Origin of the sequence: Kribbella sp. CA-247076 (genome assembly GCF_050942445.1) — a bacterium.
Taxonomy (GTDB): Bacteria; Actinomycetota; Actinomycetes; order Propionibacteriales; family Kribbellaceae; genus Kribbella.
Map to the genome: position 1 here is coordinate 6,144,636 of NZ_CP192051.1, position 23,368 is coordinate 6,168,003.

A 23,368-nucleotide genomic window follows, 5' to 3' on the forward strand; every position below is an offset into this window, starting at 1 on the left:
CGGCCGTTAGGAACGATCGCTCCAAAAGGACCGTCGAGCCAGTTCGGTAGGACCTGAACCCCGTTCGCCTGGAGGCGGGCTTCGGGTCGCAGTCCCGTTTCTGGCACCCGCCGCAATCACCCTTCTTGTGGCAGCCGCCAGGCGGGGCGGAGGCGGTGGCTTCGGAGGCTTCGGTGGATCGCAGACCAGTTCCCTGATCGGGAAGTCACCGTTCCAATCGATCGCCCTCCCGATCGGCTTGCAGTTCCCACCGCCGCCGGCGTCGTGAAACATCTGACCGTCGGGGTCGTGGAAGGTGAGCGGGTTGGCGCCGGCGTAGGCGTAGAGGTTGGGGCGGGTGCACGGTACGCCGGCGTCGTAGGTCATGGTGTCTCGGGAGGTGAAGGTGCCGGTGCCTGGGTTGTACCAGCGGGCGGCTTGGTTGACGTCTCCGGTGCGAGGGTCGGTCCAGTCGCCTTGGTAACCGACGCGGTACCCCTTGAGTCGCGACCGTCGACCCAAACCGCGCGAGAACGCTCCCGTTCTCGTACGCCTTCTTGTTCTTATATACCTCCCAATGGTCCTCGTGGAGCATGTCGTGCTCCCAAACCTCACCAATGACCTTGTTGCGCTTGCGCTTTGTGCCGCGGACAGGCTCGAAGAGGTCAGTAACGCCCGGGTCAGGTTTGGTTGAGGTGGAGGAGGTATTGCTTTGGGTTGAGGGGGTTGCCGTCGGTTCGGGGGCGGGTGGGGGGTGGGGGTGGCGCGGGGGTGTAGGTGGTGGTTGTGGGGGTGAGGATGCCTTCGCCGTGGGTGAGGCCGGGGAGGTGGGTTTCGAAGGGGTGGGTGGTGGCGGCGGGGAGGGTGCCTTCGAGGTGGGCGTGGTCGGGGTGGAGGGTGGTCTGTTCGACGACGGCTCGGGACTCGGCCAACGCGGACAGGACCCGGGAGAGCGAGTCCGGGGGTACGTCGAGCTCGAAGTGGTTGACGGGTTCGAGGACGGTGGTGCCGGCCTCGGCCACAGCTTGCAGGAGGACTACGGGGACGAGGCGGCGGAAGTCGGCGGCCACAGTCGTCGGGGAGCTGTAGCCGGTGTGGGTCACGGTCACGCAGATGTCCGGAATCTCCCAGCCGTAAAGGCCTTGTTGCAAGGTCAACCGGACGGTTTCCTCGATCGCAGTGTGGAACGCGCGCGGGAGCGCGCCGACCTCGGACTCGACGCGGTAGTCGACGCCCTCGTCCGCCGGGGCGACCCGGAAGCCGACCGTCGCGACCCAAGGGTTGTCAGGGGCACCCATTTCCCGGTACGCCGAGCCGACGCCGGTCAACCGCTCGACATGGATCGGCGACGTCTCGCTGAAGTGGACGGTCAGGCCGTACTCGCTCTCCAGCAGCGACGCGATGACCTCCTTCTGCACCTCGCCGTACAGGCTGACGGTGATGTCGTCGGCCTTGCGGACCTGGATCAGCGGGTCCTGCTCGGCGAGCTGCGTCAGTGCCTGGAACAGCTTCACCCGGTCCCGCGCGCTGACCACGGTCTCGAGCGTCGGCGGTGCGAACAACCGCCCGACACCGTCCGCACGCTCACCCAACTGATCGCCGATCCGCACCTCCTTCAACCCCCGCAGGGTGACGATCTGGCCGGCCTCGGCACGATCCACGCTCACCCTCGATCCACGCACGAACAGCTCGACAGCGGTCGGACGAGCCTGGTACGACGGACCAGCCGCCGGGTGCACGTCGACGTACGACCGCGCCGGCAGGGATCCGGAGAACACCCGCGCGGACGCGATCTTCTGCCCGGCCGCACCCCGCTCAACCTTGAAAACCCTTGCCTGCAAAGGATCCGCGGAAGAGCCATCGGCACGCGGCAACCACGCCTGAATGCCGGAAATCACTTCGTCCACCCCGACACCGGTCATCGCCGACCCGAAATACACCGGATGGACCTGCGCCGCCCCGACCTGTCGTCGCAGCTCGGCACGGTAGTCCTCGACATCCAGGGCGTCATCCAAATAGCGCGCCAGAAACGCATCGTTGCGCTCGGCAAGCAGTTCACCTAGCACCTTGCCAGGCAGGGGAAACGGCGCGAACCGGGCTGCCCGGGTCCCGAGCTCGGTCACCGATCCCATGGGTACGGCGGCGGTTGTCAACAATCGGCCGATGTCGGCCAGCAGGTCGTCGTACCGGGCACCCAGGCGGTCGATCTTGTTCACGAACAGCAGGGTGGGGATGCGCAGGCGCTGCAGCGTACGCATCAGCAGGCGGGTCTGGACCTGGACGCCCTCCACCGCCGAGATCACCAGCACCGCGCCGTCCAGCACGGACAGCGCGCGTTCCACCTCGGCGATGAAGTCCGAGTGCCCGGGGGTGTCGATCAGGTTGACGGTCAGGTCGCCCAGCTCGAACGACACCACCGCCGACCGGATGGTGATCCCGCGCCGGCGCTCGAGCTCCATCGAGTCGGTCTGGGTGTTCCCGTCGTCGACCCGGCCGACCCGGTCGATGACTCCGGCGGCGTGCAGCAGCCGCTCGGTCAGGCTGGTCTTACCGGCGTCGACATGCGCCACAATGCCCATCGTCAGAGAGTTCAAGAGTCCTCGCGAATACGTCGAAGCGATCAGTGGTGCTGAGGTCGATCACTCCGCGGCGCATCCCGGTCTCCGTCCATCCGTCGAGGGCATGGGCAAACGCTTGGATGGTAACGCTGCCCCGGAATTGCCCGCCACTGATTTTCGGTGAGCCCTTTCAGCGGCCGATCGTCGGCGATTAGCCTGCCGCCCACGGCCGCCCGGGTCTCGTTACTACTTCGCGGAACGAGACGTCTGGGGCGGTCACTGGGGAGGACAAGGAGTTCTCATGTCATTGACGGACGATTATCTCGCCGCCGCCACCACCCGAGGTCCGAAGCCGAGCGCGATCCGCGCGGCCGTGGCACCTCAACTCGACGCCACCGGCTACATGGGCCGCTGTCTCAGCCGGCCAGCCTTCCTGGAGGCGGAGGAGTACCACCAGCTCGCCGGTGATCTCGATCTACTGCACTCCGCGCTGACCCGCATCCCCGAGCGACTCTTCGGCGGCGACCTCGGCGCGTTCGCGCTGGCGGTCGGGCTGACGCAGGAGCAGGCCGACGCCGTGGTGCGCGGCCGGGGTACGGCGCCCAGCCGGTTCGCCCGCGCGGACATGTACAAGGACGGCGACGGCTTCCACCTGCTCGAGATCAACATGGGCAGCACCGCCGGCGGTGTCGACAATCCGATTCTCAACAAGGCGATGCTGGAGCTGCCGTTCATCGCGGAGTTCGTCGAGCAGCACGGGCTCGACTACACCGAGACGATGGAGGAGGTCGTCCGGACGATCCTGACCGAGGCGAAGGTGCCGACCGGCGTCCGGCCGACGATGGCGATCGCGGACTTCCCGGACAGCTACCCGGACCTGGAACGCCAGCTGCACAAGATCGGCGCGATGCTGGCGCCGATGGGGATCGACGCGCTGCCCTGTCCGGTGGACGCGCTGGAGTACAAGGACGAGAAGGTCTGGCTGGGCGACCGGCCGATCGACATCGTCTTCCGGCTGTTCATGATCGAGGACCTGCTCAAGCCGGGCGCGGTCGCGATGCTCGAGCCGGTCCTGCAGGCGTCCGAACGCGGCCACGTCGCGATCTTCACCCCGCTCGACGCCGAGCTGTACGGGAGCAAGGGCTGCCTCGCGCTGCTGTCCGACGAGGCCTACCGGGACCGCTACTCCGCCGACGAACTGGCGGCACTCGACCGGATCCTGCCGTGGACGCGGATGGTCCGCCGCGGACAGGTGACCGTCGACGGCCGGAAGACCGACCTGCTCGAGTACGCCGTCGCCGCCCGCGAGGAGCTGGTCCTCAAGCCGACCTCGCTGCACGGCGGGGACGGCGTACTGCTCGGCTGGCGGACCGACGCGGACACCTGGGCGGCCGGGCTGGACGCGGCGATGGACCAGCCGTGGGTCCTCCAGCGACGGGTCCACCCGGTGCCGGAGACCTTCCCGACCGACGACGGCGAGGAGGAGTGGCTGCTCACCTGGGGCGCGTTCCTGGTCAGCCACGGCCTGGGCGGTTTCTGGGTCCGCGGCTCGCAGGAGCTCGACGGCGGCATCGTCAACATCGCCACCGGCGCGACCGCCGGCTGCTGCTTCTTCCGTACCTCGTAGTCAAACGCTCGCTTGGCCCACCAGTCGGAGAACCCCTTGAAAACAAGGGTTTTCAGGCTGGTGGGCAGGCAGCGAGAGGAGTAAGGTCGCGGGCTGTGACCGGCCCGGTGAGGCGAGTTACCGGGCCGGACGCCGTACCGCCGCCCACGGTAGGAGTCCTTCATGCCCGCAGGTCTGACCGTTGTGATCGTCCCTCCCGCCACAGCGAACGGGCCCTTGCACGTGGGGCACCTGTCCGGTCCGTACCTGGCCGCGGACATCGCGGCCCGGGCGGCACGGGCGCGCGGCGAGCGGGTGGTGACGACCGCCGGCTTCGACGTCCACCAGAACTGGGTGCTGACCCGCGCCGAGGACGAGGGCGTCGACGTCGACAAGCTGGCCGCCGCGTACCGGGACGAGATCGTCAACGCACTGGATGCCGCCAGAATCCGGTACGACGTCTTTCTCGACCCACAGAGCGAGGCGTACCGGCGCGGCGTCACCACCCTGGCCGCCGACCTCACCGAGGCCGGCCGGTTTCCCCTGCGCAAGCTGACGTTGCTGGCCTGCCGTGACTGCGGTCGCACCCTGCACCAGTCGTACGTCGCCGGCGTCTGCGCATGGTGTGGATCGGACGCGGCCGGCGGCGGCTGCGAAGGTTGCGGCGGGTACACCGCCGCGGACAACCTGCTCGACCCGCGCTGCAACCGCTGCGGTGGTGAGCCACGACCGTTCCAGGCGAAGGTCCCGGTGCTGTCGATGGAGGACTACCGCCAGGAGCTGATCGAGATCTGGTTGCGCGCCGAGCTCCCCGACCGCGCGCGCCGGCTCGTCACGCACTACCTCGAGCGGCGGCTGCCCGACGTACCGATCGCGTATCCGACCAACTGGGGTCTCGCCGGCACCGGGCCGCATGAAGGGCTCCGGCTGGAGGTGTACGCCGAGGTCGGCCTGTCCACGGTGTACGGCGTCGCGCAGTCGATCCGGCCGGGAGCGATCGGACTGGAGGAGACATCGCAGGCGTGGTCCGAGGTCGGCTCGTTGTGGCACTTCAACGGGATCGACAACGGGTTCTACTTCGCGCTGTTCTGGCCGGCGGTCTACCTGGCCTGCGGGGTGCCGCCGGAGGCGATCGGCGGGGCGCAGGTGAACGAGTTCTACACGCTCGACGGGGAGAAGTTCTCGACCAGCCGCGACCACGCGATCTGGGCGAACGACTTCCTGCACGAGGAGGACGTCGACATCGTCCGGCTCTACCTCGCCTGGGACCGGCCGGATCGCTATCCCAGTGACTTCACGTTGTCGGCGTACCGGGAGTTCGAGGCGTATGTCCGTCCGTTGCTCGACGGCGTGGGACGCTCCGCGCTGCCCGCCGTACTCGCCGAGGCCGACGTCCGGCGCGGTGCCGCGGCGTTGCGGCCGCGCGGGTTCGACCCGGCGCTGGCGGTCCGGTCGGTGCTCACCGGGCTGGCCGCGAGTACGCCGGAGGCCGAGATGCTGCTGTCGGTCCTGACGGGGCGGTGACATGGAGGTCCCGAACTACGACGGCCGGATCTTCCGCCCGGTCGGCAACCCGCCGGACGCGCCGACCGGCCGCTACCACCAGAACGGCAAGCTGATCTGGGCCGAGTTCGGCGGCGGCCGCCTGTACTTCGGCCGCCTGGTCGGCACCTGTGACGACGCCGGCACGATCACCGCGACCTACTGCCAGCTCGCCACCGACGGCACCGCGACCGCCGGCAAGCTCACCAGCATCCCCTCCTGGACTGCCGACGGCACCCTCACCCTCACCGAGCACTACCACCGCCTCGACGGCGCCACCGGCACCTCGATCATCGAAGAGGTCCACCCCTCCCTAGCCCCACCACCCCCGGATTCGCTCAGCGGTTGACGGTGGCGGGGAGGATTCGGGCGCCGGGGACGGGGCCTTCGGCTTGGCGGACCATGCGGCAGAGGCCGGACTCGGCGAGCTCGACGGCCAGGTCGACGGCGCTGCGGCTGTCGGCGGCGAGGAACAGGCAGGTGGGGCCGGAGCCGGAGATCTGGGCGGCCAGGGCACCCTGATCGAGGCCGAACTGGAGGGTGTCGCCGAGCTCGGGGCGCAGCGACAACGCGGCCGCCTGGAGGTCGTTGCTGAGAGCAACCGCGAGGGCGCCGGGCTGGCCGGACAGCAGGGCGGACAACAGCTCCGGCCGGACCTGCGGCGCCTCGACCCGGCGGAGCGGGCGGAGGCGGTCCAGCTCGCCGTACACGGCCGGCGTGGACAGTCCGCCCTCGGCGATCGCGAACACCCAGTGGAACGTCCCGCGGGACATCACCTCGGTCACCTGCTCGCCGCGGCCGTGGCCGAGCGCGGTGTGACCGACCAGGCAGAACGGTACGTCGCTGCCGAGGTCGCCGGCGAGCTGCTGCAACTCGGTCTGCGACAACTGCAGACCCCACAGCCGGTTGCACGCCACCAGAGTCGCTGCCGCGTCAGTCGAACCGCCCGCCATCCCGCCCGCGACCGGGATCGTCTTCCGGATGGTCAGCGCGACGCCTTCCTCCACGTCGTACTCCGCCTGCAGCAGCCGCGCCGCCCGCACCGCCAGGTTGGTCTCGTCCGTCGGTACGTCGGCCGCGAAGTCGCCGACCACCTCCACCGAGATCGCGGCGTCGTCGTTCCGGACGACGGCATTCACGTCGTCGTACAGGGCAACGGCCTGGTAGACCGTGGCGACGGGGTGGAATCCGTCCGGGCGCGGCGGACCGACCGACAGACCGAGATTGATCTTGGCCGGCGACCGCACCGTGACCTCAGCAGAAGGTGGCACCCGCACAGGCTAGGGCATCAGGCAGTGCGGGCTGCGTCGGCGAGCGCGGCGAACTCGGTGATGCCGAGCATCTCGCCGCGGAGGCGGGCGTCGATGCCCGTCCGCCGGAAGACCTCGTCCAGGCGGTCGCGGTCGGGCAGCCAGCGCGCCAGTGCGGACCGGATCGTCTTGCGCCGTTGGGAGAACGCGGCCTCGATCACCGCGAAGACCTCCTCCCGACTCGCTGACGTGGAAGGTGGTTCGCGGCGTTCGAACGCGACCAGGCCGGAGTCGACGTTCGGCGCCGGCCAGAACACGGTCCGCCCGATCGGCCCGGCGCGGCGGACGTCGGCGTACCAAGCCGCCTTCGCCGACGGTACGCCGTACGTGCGTGAACCGGGCGCGGCCGCGAGCCGGTCGGCGACCTCGGACTGCACCATCACCAGCCCGTGCCGCAGCGAGTCGTACACCTCGAGCAGATGCAGCAGCACCGGGACGGCGACGTTGTACGGCAGGTTGGCCACACACGCGGTCGGAGCACCGATCTCGGCGGGCCCGACGTCCATCGCGTCGGCCTCGATCACGGTCAGCCGATCGGCCTGCCCCGGCGCGTACGACGCGATCGTCGACGGCAGCGCGGACGCGAGCAGCGGATCGATCTCGACCGCGGTCACGCGATGCCCCGCGGCCAGCAGCGCCAGCGTCAGCGAGCCGAGCCCGGGACCGACCTCCAGCACCGTCTCCCCGGCCTCGTCGAGCGCGGCCGCCCGGACGATCCGGCGGACCGTGTTCGGGTCGATGACGAAGTTCTGCCCGCGCTGCTTGGTCGGGCGCACCCCGAGCGAAGCGGCCAGTGAACGCACATCAGCCGGACCGAGAAGCCTCGGTCCGGCTGATGTGGATGAATCAGCGCTGCTCACACAGCACAGTGTCGCACTACGCGCGCTTCCCGCAGACCGGCCAGTCGCCGTAGCCGCCCCGCGCCGCCCGGACCTTCTCGGCGATCGCGATCTGCTGCGCCTTGCTGGCCAAGTGGGCGTTCTCGGCGTAGGCGTCACCGCCGTACGCGACCCAGGTCTGGTGGCTGAACTGGAGGCCGCCGTAGTACCCGTTGCCGGTGTTGATCGACCAGTTGCCGCCCGACTCGCACTCGGCGATCCGGTCCCACGCGCTGGTGTCGCCGACCGGCGGCTCGACGTCGGAGGTCGGCTTCTCCTCTTCCTCCGGCTTCGGCTTCGGCTTGGTGCCGACGGCGACCTTCGCGTCCACCGGCACCGAGACGACCTTGCTGGTGACCACCTTGGTGGCCGACAGCTTGCCGTCGAGGTAGGTGTACAGGTACGTGATCGACTTCTCGCCGGCCTTGCCCGCCGCGGTGGTCTTCTTGGTCCCCTCGAGCAGGGTGGCCGACTCGGTCTCGTCGGTGCCGAACGCGATCGCCTCGGTCTTGGTGACCTTCTTCAGGTCGACCTTGACGTAGCCGATCTTGTTGACGCCGGGCTTGAGCGCGGTGGCCGGCGCCGGGCTGATCCGGTCGTCCTTGTCCCAGACGATCTTCGCCGCGGTGAGCGCCTCACCGACGGTCCCGGCCATCGACTTGACCGTCGCGACCTTGCCCTGGCGGACGATCTGCACGGTCTTCGGGGTCTTGACGACGAGCTCCAGCCCCTCGCGCCCGATAGGCGCGCTCCGGCTGGTGGAGAAGACGGCCGCGGTGTCGTACCGCAGACCGAGGTCCGCGAGCGCCTCGTTGACGCTGTCGGCGGTGGTCCAGAACGACTTCTTGACGCCGTCGGCGTTGACGGTCAGCTGGCGACCGTACTGCACCGCGATCTCCTGGCCGTCCTTGAGCTTCGAGTCCGGACCCGGCGCCACGACATCGTGCTCGCCGACCTGGATCTTCTCGGCCTTCAGGGCGTCCGCCACGGTGGAGCCGAAGGTGTGCACCTTCTGCACCTGGCCGTCGACGGAGAGACTGACGGTCTTGCTCTTGCTGGCATAGGCCACGGAGCCGCCCGCGACAGCGAACGCGGCCGTCGCACCGACGGCCACGATGATGGACTTACGCACTAACGCTCCCAGGTAGGGCTACCCGGGCACGGGGCTGGACAGTACTGGCGCGGGCCGCGAATGCCGGGAGAACAGGGCCCGGAAACCACGGTTCACGCCGAGGGGCGTACTGCCCGGAACCTTCCCCGATCCCGGCCAACATCACGAGACAGTAACGAAGAAGTTCCGGAAGCGCCAATCCTCTCGTCGGCGAGTCGCGAAAAGGTGTAATGGCCCGATCACACCTCGTGACGGCCCCAGTGCCCCCGATGGACCACGTCCGCCGTACCGCGGCGGCCGCGTTTGAGCGACGGCGACCGCTTGTCCGGGGCCCGGTAGCCGACCGAGAGCAGGCCGATCAGGTCGAACCCGGCCGGCACGCCGAACTCCTGGTAGAGCTTGCCGACCTTGTCCGCGGGAGGCCCGAAGAAGCAGGCTCCCAGGCCTTCGTCGACCACCGTCTGCAGCATCAGCAGGACCGCCATCCCGGTGTCGACGTACCAGTACGGCGCCGTCCACCGGGACTCGTCGCGATCGGTCCAGCCCTTGTCCGGCTCGGTGTAGCGATCGAGGTACGCGTCCTTGTGCGCGAAGGCCAGGATCAGCAGCGGCGCCCGGCGCAGTCCCGTGATCCATTCCACATACTTCTCGTCCACCTCGGCGCCCGCGATCCCCCAGTACCGCTCCCGGTCGTCGCCCTCGAGGGTCAGGAACGCCCAGCCCTGGCTGAAGCCGCCGGACGGCGCGTGCAGCCCGTTCTCCAGAATGCGTTCCCGGATCTCCGCCGGCACCGGGCGGTCGGGGTCGTAGTTGCGGACCATCCGGCGCCGCCGGACCACCTCACTGAACTCCATGAGGCCTTGTCTACCAGGCGCCGCCGAAAGCCCTGTTCGCGTTGGTGTTCAGCGCCTCGCACAGCTCCGGGACCGAGATGTTCAGTACGCCGGCCATCTTCCGGACCGTGTGCGGGATCAGGTACGACGCGTTCGGCTGACCGCGGTGCGGGGACGGCGTCAGGTACGGCGCGTCGGTCTCGACCAGCACGCGGTCGAGCGGCGTCACCGCCAGCGCGTCCCGCAGCGACTGGGCGTTCTTGAACGTCACCACGCCGGCGAAGCTCAGGAACGCCCCGCGGTTCACGCAGGCGCGGGCGAACTCGGTGTCGCCGGAGAAGCAGTGCATCACCACCCGGTCCGGAATCCCTTCGGTGTCGAGGATCCGGAGGATGTCGTCGTGCGCGTCCCGGTCGTGGATCATCAGCGTCTTGTCCAGCCGCTTGGCCAGGTCGATGTGCGCGGCGAACGACTCGTGCTGCGCGGCCCGGCCGTCCTCACCGGTGCGGAAGTAGTCCAGCCCGGTCTCCCCGATGACCCGGACCTTGTCCGAGCTCTTCGCCAGTTGCTCGATCTCGGCGAGCGCGCTGTCCAGCCCGCCGGCGGCCTTCAGCTTGGGCGCTTCGTTCGGGTGCAGGGCGACGCCGGCGACCACGCTCTTGTACTGCTCGGCGGCCTCGACCGCCCAGAGCGCGCCGGGCAGGTCGCAACCCACCTGGACGATCCTGGTGACGCCGACCGACGAGGCCAGCTTGATCGCGTCCGCGGGGCTCAGCCAGGCGCCGTCCTCGCCGTCGGCGATGTCGAGATGGCAGTGCGCGTCGACCACGTTCATCGGCAGCGGGTCGGGCACCGCCGGGCGGGTCCGGTCCCGCGAGCGGCCGTCCTCCCCGATGGCGGCCCGCTCGCGGGTCGGCCGGTCGACCTCCACACCATCAGCAGACATACGCCCTAGGTTACTGACTGCGCCTCGGCCGTTTCCTTGACCTTGGCCACCAGCTGCTCCCACATGCCGCGCGAGTGCGCCGCCTCCTCCTCGCTGGCGTTGTTGTCCTGCGTCAGCGACAGGTGCGTGGACGTCCCGTGGCTGTCCAGCCGGTAGGTCAGCGTGTGGTAGTTCTCCGGTACGTCGGGCTGCCCGCTCAACGGACTGAAATGCGTCACCTTCAGCAGCCGGCCGGGATCGACCTCGAGGATCTCACCGCGATCCTCGTACGCCTTGCCGTCGTACTCGCCGCTCCAGGTGATCGGACTGCCGGGTCGCCAGTCGGTCTTCACCTCGGCACCGAACCAGATCTGCCGAAGCTCGTCCGGATCGGTCAGCACCTCCCACACCCGTGCGGGCGAGGCCGCGATATCGGTCTCCGCCGTGGCCAGGAAGTTCGTCATCGTCCTCAGCTCCTCTCTGCCCCCGACGGTAGGACCGGTGTCCGCCCACGGTCTTGTAGAAACGCGTCACTCGAGGCGCGCGAGCTCCTCGTCGACCACCTCCGGCGCCAGCTTGGTGAAGATCGGGGTCGGCGGCCGCACCGGCGTTCCGGGAACGATCGGCTCCTGCGCCCAGCGTGGTTGGCCGGAGTAGTCGCCGGTGATGACCGGGTACGCCGGACCGCCGTCGAGGTCGTCCACCTCCCGGATCTCCGGCTGTGGCAGGAAGGGCGCCGTACCGCCGAGGGCCTGGTGGACGCGTTCGGCCGAGTGCGGCAGGAACGGTGCGAGCAGACGGTTGCTGTCGGCCACCACCTGCGCGGCGACGTGCAGGACGGTGGCCTTCCGCTCGGGGTCGGCCTCCTTCCACGGCGCCTGCTGGGAGAGGTACTGGTTCGCCTCGGCGGCGTTGTGCATGGCCGCCTCGATCGCGCGCTTCAGCCGCTGGTGGCGGAGGTGGTCGCCGACGGTGCCGAAGGCCTCCTTGCTGGCGGCAAGCAGTTCGTGGTCGGCGGTGGTGAGCTGTCCGGCGGCCGGGATCGCGCCGACGTTCTTCGCGATCATCGACGCGGTCCGGTTCACCAGGTTGCCCCAGGTGCTGACCAGCTCGTCGTTGTTCCGCCGGACGAACTCGGCCCAGGTGAAGTCGGTGTCCTGGGTCTCGGGTCCGGCCACCGAGATGAAGTACCGCAGGGCGTCCGGGCCGTAGCGTTCCAGGACGTCGCGGACGTAGATCACCACCGACCGGGACGACGAGAACTTCCGGCCCTCCATGGTGAGGAACTCGCTGCTGACCACCTCGGTCGGCAGGTTCAGCGCGCCGTACTCGCCGGGTGAGTGGTTGTGGCCGAGAAGCTCGGCCGGCCAGATCTGCGCGTGGAAGGTGATGTTGTCCTTGCCCATGAAGTAGTACGACTGCGCCTCCGGGTCGCACCACCACTTCCGCCAGGCGTCCGGGTCGCCGGTCCGGCGGGCCCACTCGATACTCGCCGACAGGTAGCCGATGACCGCGTCGAACCAGACGTACAGCCGCTTGTTCGGGTTGTCCTCCCAGCCCGGCAGCGGGACCGGGATCCCCCAGTCGATGTCGCGGGTCATCGCCCGCGGCCGGACGTCGTCGAGCAGGTTGAGCGCGAACTTCAGCACGTTCGGCCGCCAGCCGGTGCGGGTCTGCAACCAGGAGCCGAGCGCGTCCGCGAGCGCCGGCAGGTCGAGGAAGAAGTGCTCGGTCTCGACGAAGACCGGCGTCTCGCCGTTGATCCGGCTGTGCGGGTTGCGCAGGTCGATCGCGTCCAGCTGGTTGCCGCAGTTGTCGCACTGGTCGCCACGCGCGGCGTGGTACCGGCAGATCGGGCAGGTGCCCTCGATGTAGCGGTCCGGCAGGGTCCGCCCGGTCGACGGCGAGATCGCGCCCATGGTCGCCCTGGGGACGAGATATCCGTTGCGGTGAACGATTCTGAACAGCTCCTGCGCGACCGCGTAGTGGTTGCGGGTCGTCGTCCGGGTGAACAGGTCGTACGACAACCCGAGTCCGTGCAGGTCCTCGACGATCACCCGGTTGTACCGGTCCGCCAGCTCCCGCGGTGGGACGCCCTCCTGCTCGGCCTGCACCAGGATCGGCGTCCCGTGCTCGTCCGTCCCGGACACCATCAGCACGTCGTGACCGGCCATCCGCAGGTACCGGCTGAACACGTCCGAAGGTACGCCGAACCCCGACACGTGCCCGATGTGCCGCGGCCCGTTCGCGTACGGCCACGCCACCGCGGAGAGGATGCTGGTCATACCGCCGACTGTAGAAGTCAGGTCGGCTCGAGGCGACGGCTTTACGGCTCAGCGGGCAACTGGGCGGCGCGGGTACGTAGGTAGCGCTGCTCCGGTGCGCTGGTGGTGCGCTTCGCGGCTTCGGCGTACGCCGCGCGGGCGGCTGCATAGTCACCGGACTGCTCAAGCAGATGGGCGCGGACCGCGGCCAGCCGGTGATGGCCGGCCAGCTTCGGGTCCGCGGTCAGCGCGTCGAGGCGTTCGAGGCCGGCGGCCGGTCCACGCAGCATCGCCACGGCGACCGCGGCGTTGAGCCTGGCCATCGGGTCGGCGGAGACCCGCACGAGTACGTCGTACAGCGCGACGATCTGCCGCCAGTCGGTGTCGGCGAACCGGTCGGACTCGGCATGGACGGCGGCGATCGCGGCCTGCAGCTGGTACGGCCCGGGCTTGCGACGCGGCAGGACCTCCTCGAGCAGGCCGATCCCCTCGGCGATCATCGACCGGTCCCACCGCGTCCGGTCCTGCTCGGCGAGCGGAATCAGGTCGCCGGTCGGACCGGTCCGGGCCGTCCGGCGGGCGTGCGTCAGCAGCATCAGGGCCAGCAGGCCACCCACCTCCGGCTCGTCGGGGAGCTTGGCCCGGAGCATCCGGGTGAGCCGGATCGCCTCGGACGCGAGCTCGACCCGTTGGAGCGTCTCGCCCGACGAGGCGGTGTAGCCCTCGTTGAAGATCAGGTACAGCACCTGCATGACCACGTCGAGCCGGCGTTGGCGTTCCGGTCCCGCGGGCAGCCGGAATCTCGCCCCCGACTGCTGGATCCGTTGCTTGGCCCGGCTGATCCGCTGGGCGACGGTGGCCTCGGGAAGCAGCAGGGCGCGGGCGATCTCGGCCGTCGTCAGACCACCGACCGCTCGGAGCGTCAGGGTCAGCTGGCTGGCCGGCTGCACGTCCGGGTGGCAGCAGAGGAACAGGACGACCAGCGTGTCGTCCTGCTCGGTCGCGCTCCCGTCACGGTCGGCGGGCGGACCGAGCAGGTCGTCGGGCAGTTGCCGGGTCGCGTCCAGCTGCTCCCGCCGCCGCCGGGCCTGCTCGCTGCGCAGCAGGTCGGTCATCCGGCGGACCGCGACCGTCGTCAGCCAGGCCGCCGGGTTCGGTGGGATCCCGTCGGCCGGCCACCCGGTGGCCGCGGCCAGCAGGGCCTCCTGGACCGCGTCCTCGGCGACGTCGAACCGGCCGAACCGGCGGGTGACGGCAGCGAGGACCCGCGGCGCGTGCTCGCGCAGCAGGTCCTCGATGCGTCCGTCGGCCGCGTTAACGGCTGTGTCGTCGGCTGCGTCGTCCGCAAGGTCCGGGCCCACCGTCACATCTCCTGGCCGCCCTGCTCCATCACCGGCCGCAGCTCGACCCGGGTCTGGACCAGCGCCGAGAACCGCGCGGCCAGCTCGACCGCCCGGTCGTGCGACTCGACGTCGATGATCCCGAATCCGGCCAGCACCTCCTTGGCCTCGGCGTACGGGCCGTCCGAGGCGACCGGGCGGCCGTCGGCGATCTCGATCGTCATCGTGTGCGACGGGTCCGCCAGCCCGAAGCCGGTGACCAGCTCGCCGTTCGCGGCCAGCTCGGCGTAGAACTCGCCCATCGCCTGGAAGTGCGCGTCCACCTCCTCCTGCGACCAGGTGGCCTCGCGGCCGCCCAGGCCCAGCGTGTCCCAGGCCGACTCGTCCCCGAAGGTCATGATCATGTACTTCACCGGTCGTCACCGCCCTTACGCGTCATGGTCGACTCGTAGCCGCCGCCGGGCCACTGCCAGGCGCCGGTGTTGACGGTGAAGCCGGCGTCGAACTCGCCCACGAACTTCGCCGGCGAGTCCGGCCCGCCGAACCAGATCGTCAACGTGCTGCCGGCCAGTTCGTACGTGTACTCCAGGATCTTGCCGTTGGTCCCGAAGAAGTGGGACCGGAGTCTACCGGTGCCGGAGTCCAGGCCGATGTACTCGATTCCGCGACCCTCGTCGCCGAGCTCGATCCGCTGGACGATGAAGTTGCGGCCGTCGAACCACTCGTAGCTGACGGTTCCTTCGTGGCCCTGGCCGCTGACGGTCCACTCGCCGATCAGCGGGGCCAGGCTCTGCAGGGCTTCTGCCGGTGACTTGCCGTTGTTCTCGGACATCGTATTTCTCCTCAGGGTTTTCAGCGCTGTCAGCGGCGGACGAAGGCAGTGAGTTGGGTACGGCGGCCGACGGCCACGACGGCCGCCAGGACTCCGAAGACCAACGGCATGACCGGGGCGATGCCGAGGACGAAGACGTTGGTGACGACCGCGCCGGCCATCAGCGCGACCAGTCCGGTCGCGGCCAGACCGCTGAGCCGGGGAACCAGCAGGCCGATCCCGCCGGCGATCTCCAGGACGCCGACCAGCAGCCGCAGCCACTGCCCCGCGCCGATGTCGTCGAACAGCGTCACCATCTGCTCGCTGCCGGCCAGCTTGCTCGCGCCACCGGCGAGGAACTGCGCCGCCAGGGCCACCTGGGTGACGACGAGGGCCACCTTCCGCACCCGGCCCGGACGGGCGGCGGTCGCGGGGCGGTCGGTCGAACGGATGTCGAGGTAAGTCATGATCTGCTCCGAATGTCGAGGTGTGCGTTCACCCCGTCATCGGAACCGCCCGGCTGTTCTCGACAGCCGGTCGGAAATTCCCCGAAGTTTTTTCTGGGCCGTCCGGCGGCACGACGTTCACCCCGGCGTCCCGGGGTTGCGGGCTACGGTTGACGCATGTCCTTGACTGTCAGCGACGTCGACCTGTTCGAGGCCGCCCGGCCCCGGCTCGGGGCCATCGCCTACCGCCTGCTCGGTGCGGCGAGCGAGGCCGAGGACGCCGTACAGGAGACCTTCCTGCGCTGGCAGGCGGCGGATCGCGAGCGGATCGAGGTTCCCGAGGCGTGGCTGACCAAGGTGCTCACGAACCTGTGCCTCAACCAGCTCACCTCGGCACGAGCTCGCCGGGAGACCTACGTCGGCGAGTGGCTGCCCGAGCCGCTGCTGGCCGGCGACCCGCTGCTCGGTCCGGCCGACACCGTCGAGCAGCGTGAGTCGGTGTCGATCGCCGTCCTCACCCTGATGGAGCGACTGACGCCGAACGAGCGGGCGGTCTACGTACTGCGGGAGGCGTTCGACTACCCGCACCGCGAGATCGCCGAGATCCTCGACCTCACCGAAGCGTCCAGCCAGCAGATCTTCCACCGGGCGAAGAAGCACCTGGCCGCCGGACGGACGCGGACAGCGGTCGACGAGTCCGCGGCCCGGCGCATCGTCGAGGAGTTCCTCGCCGCCGCGACCAGCGGCCGCACCGAGCCGCTGGTGAAACTGCTGACCGGCGACGCGATCGCGATCGGCGACGGCGGCGGCACGGTTCCGGCCAAGGCCACGCCGTACACCGGTGCCCTCGCGGTCGCGAAGTTCCTGCGCGGTCTCTTCAAGCCCGCCGAGCACAAGCGGGCGCTGATCGGCGGCCGGCCCGACCTGTACGCCGGAGTCGCGAACGGCGAGCCCGCGGTCGTCGTCCTGCTGGACGGCCAGGTCGTCGGCGTGATGGTGCTCGAGGTCACCGCCGACGGGATCACCGCCGTCCGCAGCGCGGTCAACCCCGACAAACTCGCCCGCGCGACCGCCCGCTGGAACTCCGCCGACCACGGCGAACCACTGCTGCGGGCGTGGTGAGCACGGTGTGACCTGCTTCATAGCTCGGACGTGTCAGTAATCCGGGGTCCGTCCGGTTCAGGACGCGACCCCACGCAGACAGGAGCCCCGGATATGAAGCACCACATCGTCGTCCTCGGCGCCGGCTACACCGGTGCCATCGCCGCGGGCCGTCTGGCCCGGCGACTGCACCCCGGCGACGTCCGCATCACCCTCGTCAACGCCGAGCCCGACTTCGTCGAGCGGGTCCGGATGCACCAGCTCGCGACCGGCCAGGAGCTCACGCCGCGCCCGCTGGACGCGATGTTCGCGGGCACCGGCGTCGAACTGCGCGTCACCCGGGTGACCGGCGTCGACGTCGATCGCAAGACCGTCACCCTCGCCGACAGCGCGGACGAACTGACGTACGACACGTTGGTGTACGCGCTCGGCAGCCGCTGGAACGACCACGGCGTACCCGGGGCCGCCGAGGACGCCCACCAGATCGCGAGCCGGGCGGGGGCGCTGGAACTGCGCGAACATCTGGCCGGCCTGGCTGCGGGTCAGCCGGTGACGGTGGTCGGCGGCGGCCTGACCGGGATCGAGGCGGCGACCGAGTTCGCCGAGGCTCGGCCCGATCTGAAGGTGTCGCTGGTGGCGAGCGGCGGGCTGGGCGACTGGGTGTCGCCGAAGGCGCAGGCGCACCTGCGGAAGGTCTTCGCCGGCCTCGGCATCACCGTGCGCGAGCACACCGAGATCGCCCGGGTGGAGCCCGGCGCGGTCGTCACCCGCGACGGCACGGTCCTCCCGTCGGCGGCGACGGTCTGGACCGCGGGGTTCGCCGTACATCCGATCGCGGCGGCGACCTCGCTCGAGACCACCGCGACCGGCCAGATCGTGGTCGACGACCTGATGGCCTCGGTCTCGCACCCCGACGTGTACGCCGTCGGCGACGCGGCCTACGCGATGGGCGACACCGGCAAGCCGCTGCGGATGTCCTGCGCCACGGGCACCCCGGCCGCGTGGCAGGCGAGCGGTGCGATCGTCGCCCGACTGACCGGGGCGAAGCGCCGGAACGCGCCGCTGCGCTACTTCAACCAGTGCATCAGCCTCGGCCGCAAAGAGGGCCTCATCCAGTACGTGACCGCCGACGACCAGACCCTGAGCTTCTCACTCCGCGGCCGCGCAGCCGCCGTCTACAAGGAACTCGTCTGCAAGAGCGCAGCCTGGGGCGTCACCAACCCGATGCTCGGCCTCCCCACCCGCCGCCGCCGCGTGACGCGCCTGCCGGCGGCGGATAGCGTGATCATGTGAAGTCCTACCGGCAGGCCGCGGTCTTCCATCGGGCGGTGCGCTGGACCGCGTCGACCCGGCCGATGGCCCGGCTGTACGGCGTGATCCAGCAACCGCTCGACCAGCTCGTCTATCGCGCGAGCCAGGGCCGGACGACCGCGACAGCGTGGCTCGCCGGGATCAAGGTCACCATGCTGACCACGACCGGTGCGCGGACCGGCCTGCCCCGGACGGTCCCCGTGCTGGGGGTGCCCGACGGATCGGAGATCATCGTAATCGCCTCCAACTACGGCCGGCCGCATCACCCGGCGTGGTACCACAATCTGCGGGGCGACCCGCACGCGACGATCCTGGTCGACGGCGTACGGACCGAGGTCGTCGCCCACGAGTTGCACGGCGCGGACCGCGACCGGGACTACCGCCGCGCCGAAGAGCTGTTCCCCGGCTTCAGCCACTACGGCCGCTGGGCCTCACACCGCACAATCCCGGTCCTGCGGCTGCGACCCCGCTAGCTCAGGACTCCTCGAGGCGCGGGAACAGCGGGTCGCCCTTGGTCAGTACGGCGCCGGCCGGGAGCTGGCCCCAGGTGCCGGCGTCCTGGACCCGCTGGTCGGGCAGCGCGCCGAGCTTGTCCTCGGCGCCGAGCAACGTCCACAGCTTCGCGGACGTCTTCGGCATCGTCGGGTTGTGCAGTACGGCGACCGCCCGCAGCGCCTCGGCCGCCGAGTACAGGATCGTGGCCAGCCGGTCCCGCCGGGACTCGTCCTTCGCAACCTTCCACGGCTCCTGCTCGGTCACGTACCCGTTGATCGCACCGACCAGGTCGTTGATCGCCGCCAGCGCGTCGTGGAACGCCAGCGTGTCCAGCGCCTTGTCGGCGGTCGCCACCGTCTGCGCGAGCTTGTCCGCGAGCGCCTGCTCGGCCGGGCCGTGGTCCGTCGGCTCCGGCAGCGCGCCGTCGAAGTACTTGCCGACCATGGCCGCGATCCGGCTGGCCAGGTTGCCCAGGCCGTTGGCGAGCTCGGAGGTGTAGACCGCGCTCAGGTGCTCCCATGAGAACGAGCCGTCCGAGCCGAACTGGATCGTCCGCAGGAAGTAGTACCGGAAGGCGTCGGAGCCGAAGTGGTCGGTGATCTCGTGCGGCGCGATCGCGGTCAGCTTGGACTTGCTCATCTTCTCGCCGCCGACCAGCAGCCAGCCGTGCGCGAACACCTGCCGCGGCACCGCGACCTCGGCGGCCATCAGCATGGCCGGCCAGATCACCGCGTGGAACCGGAGGATGTCCTTGCCGACCAGGTGGACGTCGACCGGCCACAGCTGCTCGAACCGCTCCGGGTCGGTGCCGTACCCGGCCGCGGTCACGTAGTTCAGCAGCGCGTCGATCCAGACGTAGAGGACGTGGTCCTCGTCCCACGGGACCGGGATACCCCAGTCGAACGTCGACCGCGTGATCGACAGGTCCTGCAGGCCCTGCTTGACGAACGCGATCACCTCGTTGCGCGCGCTCGCGGGCGCCACGAAGTCGGGCTGCGACTCGTACAGCTCGAGCAGCTTGTCGGCGTACGCCGAGAGCCGGAAGAAGTAGTTCGTCTCGGACACCGTCTCCAGCTCGGTGCCGTGGATCATGCAGCGCTGGGTGCCGTCCTCGTCGACCCGGATGTCGGCGGGCAGCTTGAACTCCTCGCAGCCGACGCAGTACAGGCCCTCGTACTCGCCCTTGTAGACGTCGCCCTTGTCGTACAGCCGCTGCCAGAACTCGCGGACCCGCTCGGTGTGCCGCTGCTCGGTGGTCCGGATGAAGTCGTCGTACGCGATGTCGACGTCCACCCAGGCCGGCTTCCAGGCCTCCTCGACCAGCTTGTCGGTCCACTCCTTCGGCGTCATGCCCTGGGCCTGCGCGCTGCGCATCACCTTCTCGCCGTGCTCGTCGGTCCCGGTCAGGTACCACTTCCGCTCGCCGCGCTGGGCGTGCCACCGGGTGAGGACGTCCCCGGCCACCGTCGTGTACGCGCTGCCGATGTGCGGCGCCGCGGTGACGTAGTAGATCGGGGTGGTGACGTAATAGGCCTTCTCGGACATGCCATAAAGAGTAGTGCCGCGCGCCAGTGCTACCGACCAGGGTCCCGGGCGGCGAGCACGGCGTCGTACACGGTCCGTTTGGGGACGTTGAAGCGCTTGGCGACGTCCGCGATGGCCTGCTTCCGGGGCGTCCCCGCCTCCTCGTCGACCGCGACCTCGGCCGCCAGCTTTTCCGGGGTCATCGTCCGGTCCGGGTCCGCACCGGCCACGACCACCGTGATCTCGCCGCGGACGCCGGCGGCGGACCAGGCGACGAGCTCGTCGAACGGGCCGCGCTTCACCTCTTCGTACGTCTTGGTCAGCTCCCGGCAGACCGCCGCCCGCCGGTCCGAGCCGAAGGCGTCGCCCATGGCCTCCAGGGACTGGGTCAACCGGTGCGGCGCCTCGAAGAAGACCATCGTCCGGGGCTCGTCCTTCAGCTCGGTCAACCGGCGGGCCCGCTCCCCGGGCTTGCGCGGCAGGAAGCCTTCGAAGGTGAACCGGTCCACCGGAAGCCCGGACAGCGCCAGCGCGGTCAGCACGGCCGACGGCCCGGGTACGGCGGTGACGTCCACGCCGGCCTCGATCGCCGCGGCCACCAATCGGTATCCGGGATCCGAGACGCTCGGCATCCCCGCGTCCGTCACCACGACCACGGTCTGCCCCGCGGTCAGCGCCGCCAGCAGCTCCGGCGTCCGCTCCCGCTCGTTCCCCTCGAAGTAACTGACCACCCGCCCCCGCGGCGCGATCCCCAACTCCCCCGTCAACCGCCGCAACCGCCGCGTATCCTCGGCCGCCACCACATCGGCCTCCCCCAACACCCTCCCCAGCCGAGGCGACGCATCGGACACGTCCCCAATAGGACTCCCCGCCAACACCAATCGCCCGCTCACGGGCCCCATCATCGCAGCCTGCGACGACACGGCCCGGCGCAGTGCTACTCCGGGCTCCGTACCATGGCGGGCGTGACTGCTGTGATCGAGGACGGGGCTGCTCGGCGGGTGGATGGCGCCGAGGGGCGGGACGCGCTCGGGCGGGATGTGCTCGGGCGGCGGCTGCCACCGCTCAAGGAGCGGCTGTACCCGCCGATGCCGAGGGACTTCGAGGGCGGCTGGATCGCGACCCTGGCGATCACCGCGCTGGCCGGGTTCCTGCGGTTCTGGCACCTCGGCGACCCGGTGAAGTTCGTCTTCGACGAGACGTACTACGCCAAGGACGCGTTCAGCCTGCTCAAGTTCGGCTACGCGCGGCAGTTCATCGACCAGCCGGAGGGCGCCGCGGACAAGGCGATCCTGGCCGGCAACCTGGACGTCTTCAAGGACACCCCGAGCCTGACCGTGCACCCCGAGGTCGGCAAGTGGATGATCGCCGGCGGCGAGCAGCTGTTCGGGATGAACACGTTCGGCTGGCGGTTCATGCCGGCCCTGTTCGGCACCCTGACCGTGCTGCTGCTGATCCGGACCGTACGGCGGATGACCCGGTCCACCCTGATCGGCTGCATCGCCGGCCTGCTGCTCGCGGTCGACGGCCTGCACTTCGTCATGTCCCGGGTCGCGCTGCTCGACATCTTCCTGGCGTTCTGGCTGGTCGCCGCGATCTCGTGTCTGGTCGCCGACCGCGACTGGACCAGGCGGCGGCACGCGGACTCACTCGACACGCCGACGCCCGACGGCGAGCGCCGTACCCTCGGCCGCTGGCTGCTCATCCGGCCGTGGCGGATCGCGGCCGGCGTGTGCTTCGGGCTCGCGCTCGGGACCAAGTGGTCCGCGGTCTGGGTGATCGCCGGCTTCGGCATCCTCGTGTTCGCCTGGGACTTCGGGGCCCGGCGGGCGCTCGGCGTACGGCACGCGTTCGTGAAGTCGGCGCTGGTGGACGGCATCCCGGCGTTCCTCAGCATCGTGTTCGTCGCGCTCGTCACCTACACCGCGACCTGGACCGGCTGGTTGCTCAACGACAACGCGTACGACCACGACTACGCCTCCAAGAACCCGGCGCACGGCGTGATGCAGGTGGTCCCGGACGACTTCCGGTCACTGATCCACTACCACCAGGAAGTGCTCGCGTTCCACACCGGCGACTACATCAACAACGCCACTCACCCGTACGCCTCGAACCCGGCCGGCTGGCCGATCATCGCGCGCCCGATCGGGTTCGACGCGGTCAACGACATCAAGCCGGGTACGGCGGGCTGCGACGCGCCGGCCGGGACGAACTGCCTGTCGGTGATCTCCGCCCTCGGCACCCCGCTGCTGTGGTGGGGCGGCGCGCTGGCGCTGATCGCCGCGCTGGTCTTCTGGATAGGCCAGCGGGACTGGCGGTTCGGCATCCCGATCGTCGGCTACGTCACCTGCTGGGTGCCGTGGTTCGCGTTCGACGACCGGCCGATCTTCTTCTTCTACGCGGTCACGATGGTCCCGTTCACGGTGATGGCGCTGGCGCTCGTCCTCGGGAAGATTCTCGGCCCGGCGCGGACCGGCCGCGGCCCGGCGAGCCCACGCCGGCTGATCGGCAGCGCGGTCGTCGGCGCGTTCGTGGTCCTGGTCGTGCTGAACTTCGCCTACATCTGGCCGATCCTGACCGACGAGGTCCTGCCGCACCCCGAATGGCTCAGCCGGATGTGGTTCAAGTCCTGGATCTAAGAATCAGCAGTGGCCGAGTTGGCCGTGGCCGCCCTGGTTCTTGAAGCGCTTCTTGTGGCGCTTGGAGGAGACCTGACCGCCGACGCCGCCGAACAGCGCCAGCCCCTTGACGACGACCACCGGCGCGTTCGGGTCGGGTGAGTCGCCGCCCCGGGCGCCGAAGCCGCCGAAAATGCCGACGCCCTGGTTGCGGACCTCGATCGCGTCCGGGACGGTCAGGTCGATGCCGCCGAACACGGCGAACGCCCAGATCGTCACCTCGCGGCCCTCGAACACCGCGTCGGTCATGTCCAGGTCGTGCCCGCCGAAGATCGCGACCGCGTTGGTCCGCCGCTTGACCCGCCACCGGCCCTTCCGCTCGCCGCCGCCGAAGATCGCGAACAGCGTGTCGAAGCTGTCCGACGGGTTGGCCGGCTCCTCGATCGGGACCGGGCTGTTGGACGGCGCGGCGGTCGGCGCCGGCATCGCCTGCTGAGGTACGACGAGATCCTGCGTGATCGGCTCCAGCTCGCCCAGGGTGCGCGCCTGCAGGGTCTGCTCGAGCCGATCGGCGTGCTCGTCCTGCGTCAACCGGCCGGACATCAGCGCGTACCGCAGTACGTCGACCACGCGGTCGCGATCGGTGTCGGACGCGCGCAGATGTGCGTGCGGGTGCGGGCGGTCGGGCAGGTTCTCCATAAGACGGAAGAATAAAC

General features: G+C 69.9%; 23 protein-coding genes. 7 read left to right on the forward strand and 16 right to left on the reverse strand.

Annotation, left to right across the window (positions count from 1 at the left end; genetic code table 11):
• Positions 1 to 6 precede the first annotated feature (6 nt).
• The gene (locus ACQPYZ_RS29070) at positions 7 to 594 is read right to left on the reverse strand and encodes an RHS repeat-associated core domain-containing protein (protein ID WP_433161682.1); all 588 of its coding nucleotides are present in this window, start codon (positions 592 to 594) and stop codon (positions 7 to 9) included.
• Positions 595 to 659: 65 nt separating this feature from the next.
• The gene (locus tag ACQPYZ_RS29075; protein WP_433161684.1) at positions 660 to 2,558 is read right to left on the reverse strand and encodes a GTP-binding protein; all 1,899 of its coding nucleotides are present in this window, start codon (positions 2,556 to 2,558) and stop codon (positions 660 to 662) included.
• A gap of 280 nt (positions 2,559 to 2,838) precedes the next feature.
• Here ACQPYZ_RS29075 and ACQPYZ_RS29080 point away from each other — a divergent pair, with 280 nt between their 5' ends.
• The 3 genes from ACQPYZ_RS29080 (at position 2,839) to ACQPYZ_RS29090 (ending at position 6,034) form a co-directional block, all read left to right on the forward strand.
• Positions 2,839 to 4,164 (forward strand): hypothetical protein, encoded by a 1,326-nt coding sequence (locus ACQPYZ_RS29080; RefSeq protein WP_433161685.1) that lies wholly within the window; start codon positions 2,839 to 2,841, stop codon positions 4,162 to 4,164.
• Positions 4,165 to 4,326: 162 nt separating this feature from the next.
• A complete protein-coding gene (locus ACQPYZ_RS29085; protein ID WP_433161686.1) occupies positions 4,327 to 5,667 on the forward strand; it encodes a class I tRNA ligase family protein in 1,341 nt (446 codons plus the stop codon).
• 1 nt (position 5,668) lies between these two features.
• Complete coding sequence (locus ACQPYZ_RS29090) at positions 5,669 to 6,034, forward strand: hypothetical protein (protein ID WP_433161687.1); 366 nt, start codon at positions 5,669 to 5,671, stop codon at positions 6,032 to 6,034.
• On the opposite strand, the gene ACQPYZ_RS29095 is transcribed toward ACQPYZ_RS29090, so the two are convergent.
• From ACQPYZ_RS29095 to ACQPYZ_RS29145, 11 genes are all read right to left on the reverse strand, one after another.
• Positions 6,024 to 6,962, reverse strand: coding sequence for a 4-(cytidine 5'-diphospho)-2-C-methyl-D-erythritol kinase (locus tag ACQPYZ_RS29095; protein WP_433161688.1), 939 nt, complete (start codon positions 6,960 to 6,962; stop codon positions 6,024 to 6,026). The genes ACQPYZ_RS29090 and ACQPYZ_RS29095 overlap by 11 nt on opposite strands.
• 11 nt (positions 6,963 to 6,973) lie before the next feature.
• On the reverse strand, positions 6,974 to 7,855 hold the full coding sequence (rsmA, locus tag ACQPYZ_RS29100) for a 16S rRNA (adenine(1518)-N(6)/adenine(1519)-N(6))-dimethyltransferase RsmA (RefSeq protein ID WP_433161691.1): 882 nt from the start codon (positions 7,853 to 7,855) through the stop codon (positions 6,974 to 6,976).
• Positions 7,856 to 7,871: 16 nt separating this feature from the next.
• Positions 7,872 to 9,005, reverse strand: coding sequence for a ubiquitin-like domain-containing protein (locus tag ACQPYZ_RS29105; RefSeq protein WP_433161692.1), 1,134 nt, complete (start codon positions 9,003 to 9,005; stop codon positions 7,872 to 7,874).
• 218 nt (positions 9,006 to 9,223) lie between these two features.
• Positions 9,224 to 9,838 carry a nitroreductase family protein gene (locus ACQPYZ_RS29110; protein WP_433161695.1) on the reverse strand — a complete coding sequence of 205 codons (615 nt, stop codon included), beginning with the start codon at positions 9,836 to 9,838 and terminating at the stop codon, positions 9,224 to 9,226.
• A 10-nt stretch (positions 9,839 to 9,848) separates the two neighbouring features.
• A complete protein-coding gene (locus ACQPYZ_RS29115; RefSeq protein WP_433161697.1) occupies positions 9,849 to 10,763 on the reverse strand; it encodes a TatD family hydrolase in 915 nt (304 codons plus the stop codon).
• Positions 10,764 to 10,768: 5 nt separating this feature from the next.
• Positions 10,769 to 11,206: an SRPBCC domain-containing protein gene (locus tag ACQPYZ_RS29120; RefSeq protein WP_433161699.1), complete on the reverse strand. Its 438-nt coding sequence runs from the start codon at positions 11,204 to 11,206 to the stop codon at positions 10,769 to 10,771.
• Between the two features lie 66 nt (positions 11,207 to 11,272).
• A complete protein-coding gene (gene metG / locus ACQPYZ_RS29125) occupies positions 11,273 to 13,027 on the reverse strand; it encodes a methionine--tRNA ligase (RefSeq protein ID WP_433161701.1) in 1,755 nt (584 codons plus the stop codon).
• 41 nt (positions 13,028 to 13,068) lie between these two features.
• Positions 13,069 to 14,367, reverse strand: a complete 1,299-nt coding sequence (locus ACQPYZ_RS29130; protein ID WP_433161702.1) for an RNA polymerase sigma factor — start codon at positions 14,365 to 14,367, stop codon at positions 13,069 to 13,071.
• A gap of 2 nt (positions 14,368 to 14,369) precedes the next feature.
• Positions 14,370 to 14,750, reverse strand: coding sequence for a YciI family protein (locus ACQPYZ_RS29135; protein WP_433169782.1), 381 nt, complete (start codon positions 14,748 to 14,750; stop codon positions 14,370 to 14,372).
• A 5-nt stretch (positions 14,751 to 14,755) separates the two neighbouring features.
• Complete coding sequence (locus tag ACQPYZ_RS29140) at positions 14,756 to 15,178, reverse strand: hypothetical protein (RefSeq protein WP_433161703.1); 423 nt, start codon at positions 15,176 to 15,178, stop codon at positions 14,756 to 14,758.
• A 29-nt stretch (positions 15,179 to 15,207) separates the two neighbouring features.
• The gene (locus ACQPYZ_RS29145; protein ID WP_433161705.1) at positions 15,208 to 15,624 is read right to left on the reverse strand and encodes a DoxX family protein; all 417 of its coding nucleotides are present in this window, start codon (positions 15,622 to 15,624) and stop codon (positions 15,208 to 15,210) included.
• Between the two features lie 156 nt (positions 15,625 to 15,780).
• Here ACQPYZ_RS29145 and sigJ point away from each other — a divergent pair, with 156 nt between their 5' ends.
• The 3 genes from sigJ (at position 15,781) to ACQPYZ_RS29160 (ending at position 18,488) form a co-directional block, all read left to right on the forward strand.
• Positions 15,781 to 16,725, forward strand: coding sequence for an RNA polymerase sigma factor SigJ (gene sigJ, locus ACQPYZ_RS29150; protein WP_433161707.1), 945 nt, complete (start codon positions 15,781 to 15,783; stop codon positions 16,723 to 16,725).
• Positions 16,726 to 16,818: 93 nt separating this feature from the next.
• Positions 16,819 to 17,997: an NAD(P)/FAD-dependent oxidoreductase gene (locus tag ACQPYZ_RS29155; RefSeq protein ID WP_433161710.1), complete on the forward strand. Its 1,179-nt coding sequence runs from the start codon at positions 16,819 to 16,821 to the stop codon at positions 17,995 to 17,997.
• Entirely contained in the window at positions 17,994 to 18,488 is a 495-nt protein-coding gene (locus tag ACQPYZ_RS29160) for a nitroreductase/quinone reductase family protein (RefSeq protein WP_433161711.1), read from the forward strand. Before ACQPYZ_RS29155 ends, ACQPYZ_RS29160 begins: the two co-directional genes overlap by 4 nt.
• Before the next feature lies 1 nt (position 18,489).
• Here ACQPYZ_RS29160 and metG (ACQPYZ_RS29165) read toward each other — a convergent pair whose 3' ends face one another.
• Both metG (ACQPYZ_RS29165) and rsmI read right to left on the reverse strand, forming a co-directional pair.
• Positions 18,490 to 20,055, reverse strand: coding sequence for a methionine--tRNA ligase (metG, locus tag ACQPYZ_RS29165; protein ID WP_433161713.1), 1,566 nt, complete (start codon positions 20,053 to 20,055; stop codon positions 18,490 to 18,492).
• 29 nt (positions 20,056 to 20,084) lie between these two features.
• Complete coding sequence (gene rsmI / locus ACQPYZ_RS29170) at positions 20,085 to 20,939, reverse strand: 16S rRNA (cytidine(1402)-2'-O)-methyltransferase (protein WP_433161716.1); 855 nt, start codon at positions 20,937 to 20,939, stop codon at positions 20,085 to 20,087.
• A gap of 183 nt (positions 20,940 to 21,122) precedes the next feature.
• On the opposite strand from rsmI, the gene ACQPYZ_RS29175 reads away from it, so the two are divergent.
• The gene (locus ACQPYZ_RS29175) at positions 21,123 to 22,673 is read left to right on the forward strand and encodes a dolichyl-phosphate-mannose--protein mannosyltransferase (RefSeq protein ID WP_433169784.1); all 1,551 of its coding nucleotides are present in this window, start codon (positions 21,123 to 21,125) and stop codon (positions 22,671 to 22,673) included.
• Positions 22,674 to 22,676: 3 nt separating this feature from the next.
• Here ACQPYZ_RS29175 and ACQPYZ_RS29180 read toward each other — a convergent pair whose 3' ends face one another.
• Positions 22,677 to 23,351, reverse strand: coding sequence for a DUF1707 SHOCT-like domain-containing protein (locus ACQPYZ_RS29180; RefSeq protein ID WP_433161718.1), 675 nt, complete (start codon positions 23,349 to 23,351; stop codon positions 22,677 to 22,679).
• Between the last annotated feature and the right edge of the window lie 17 nt (positions 23,352 to 23,368).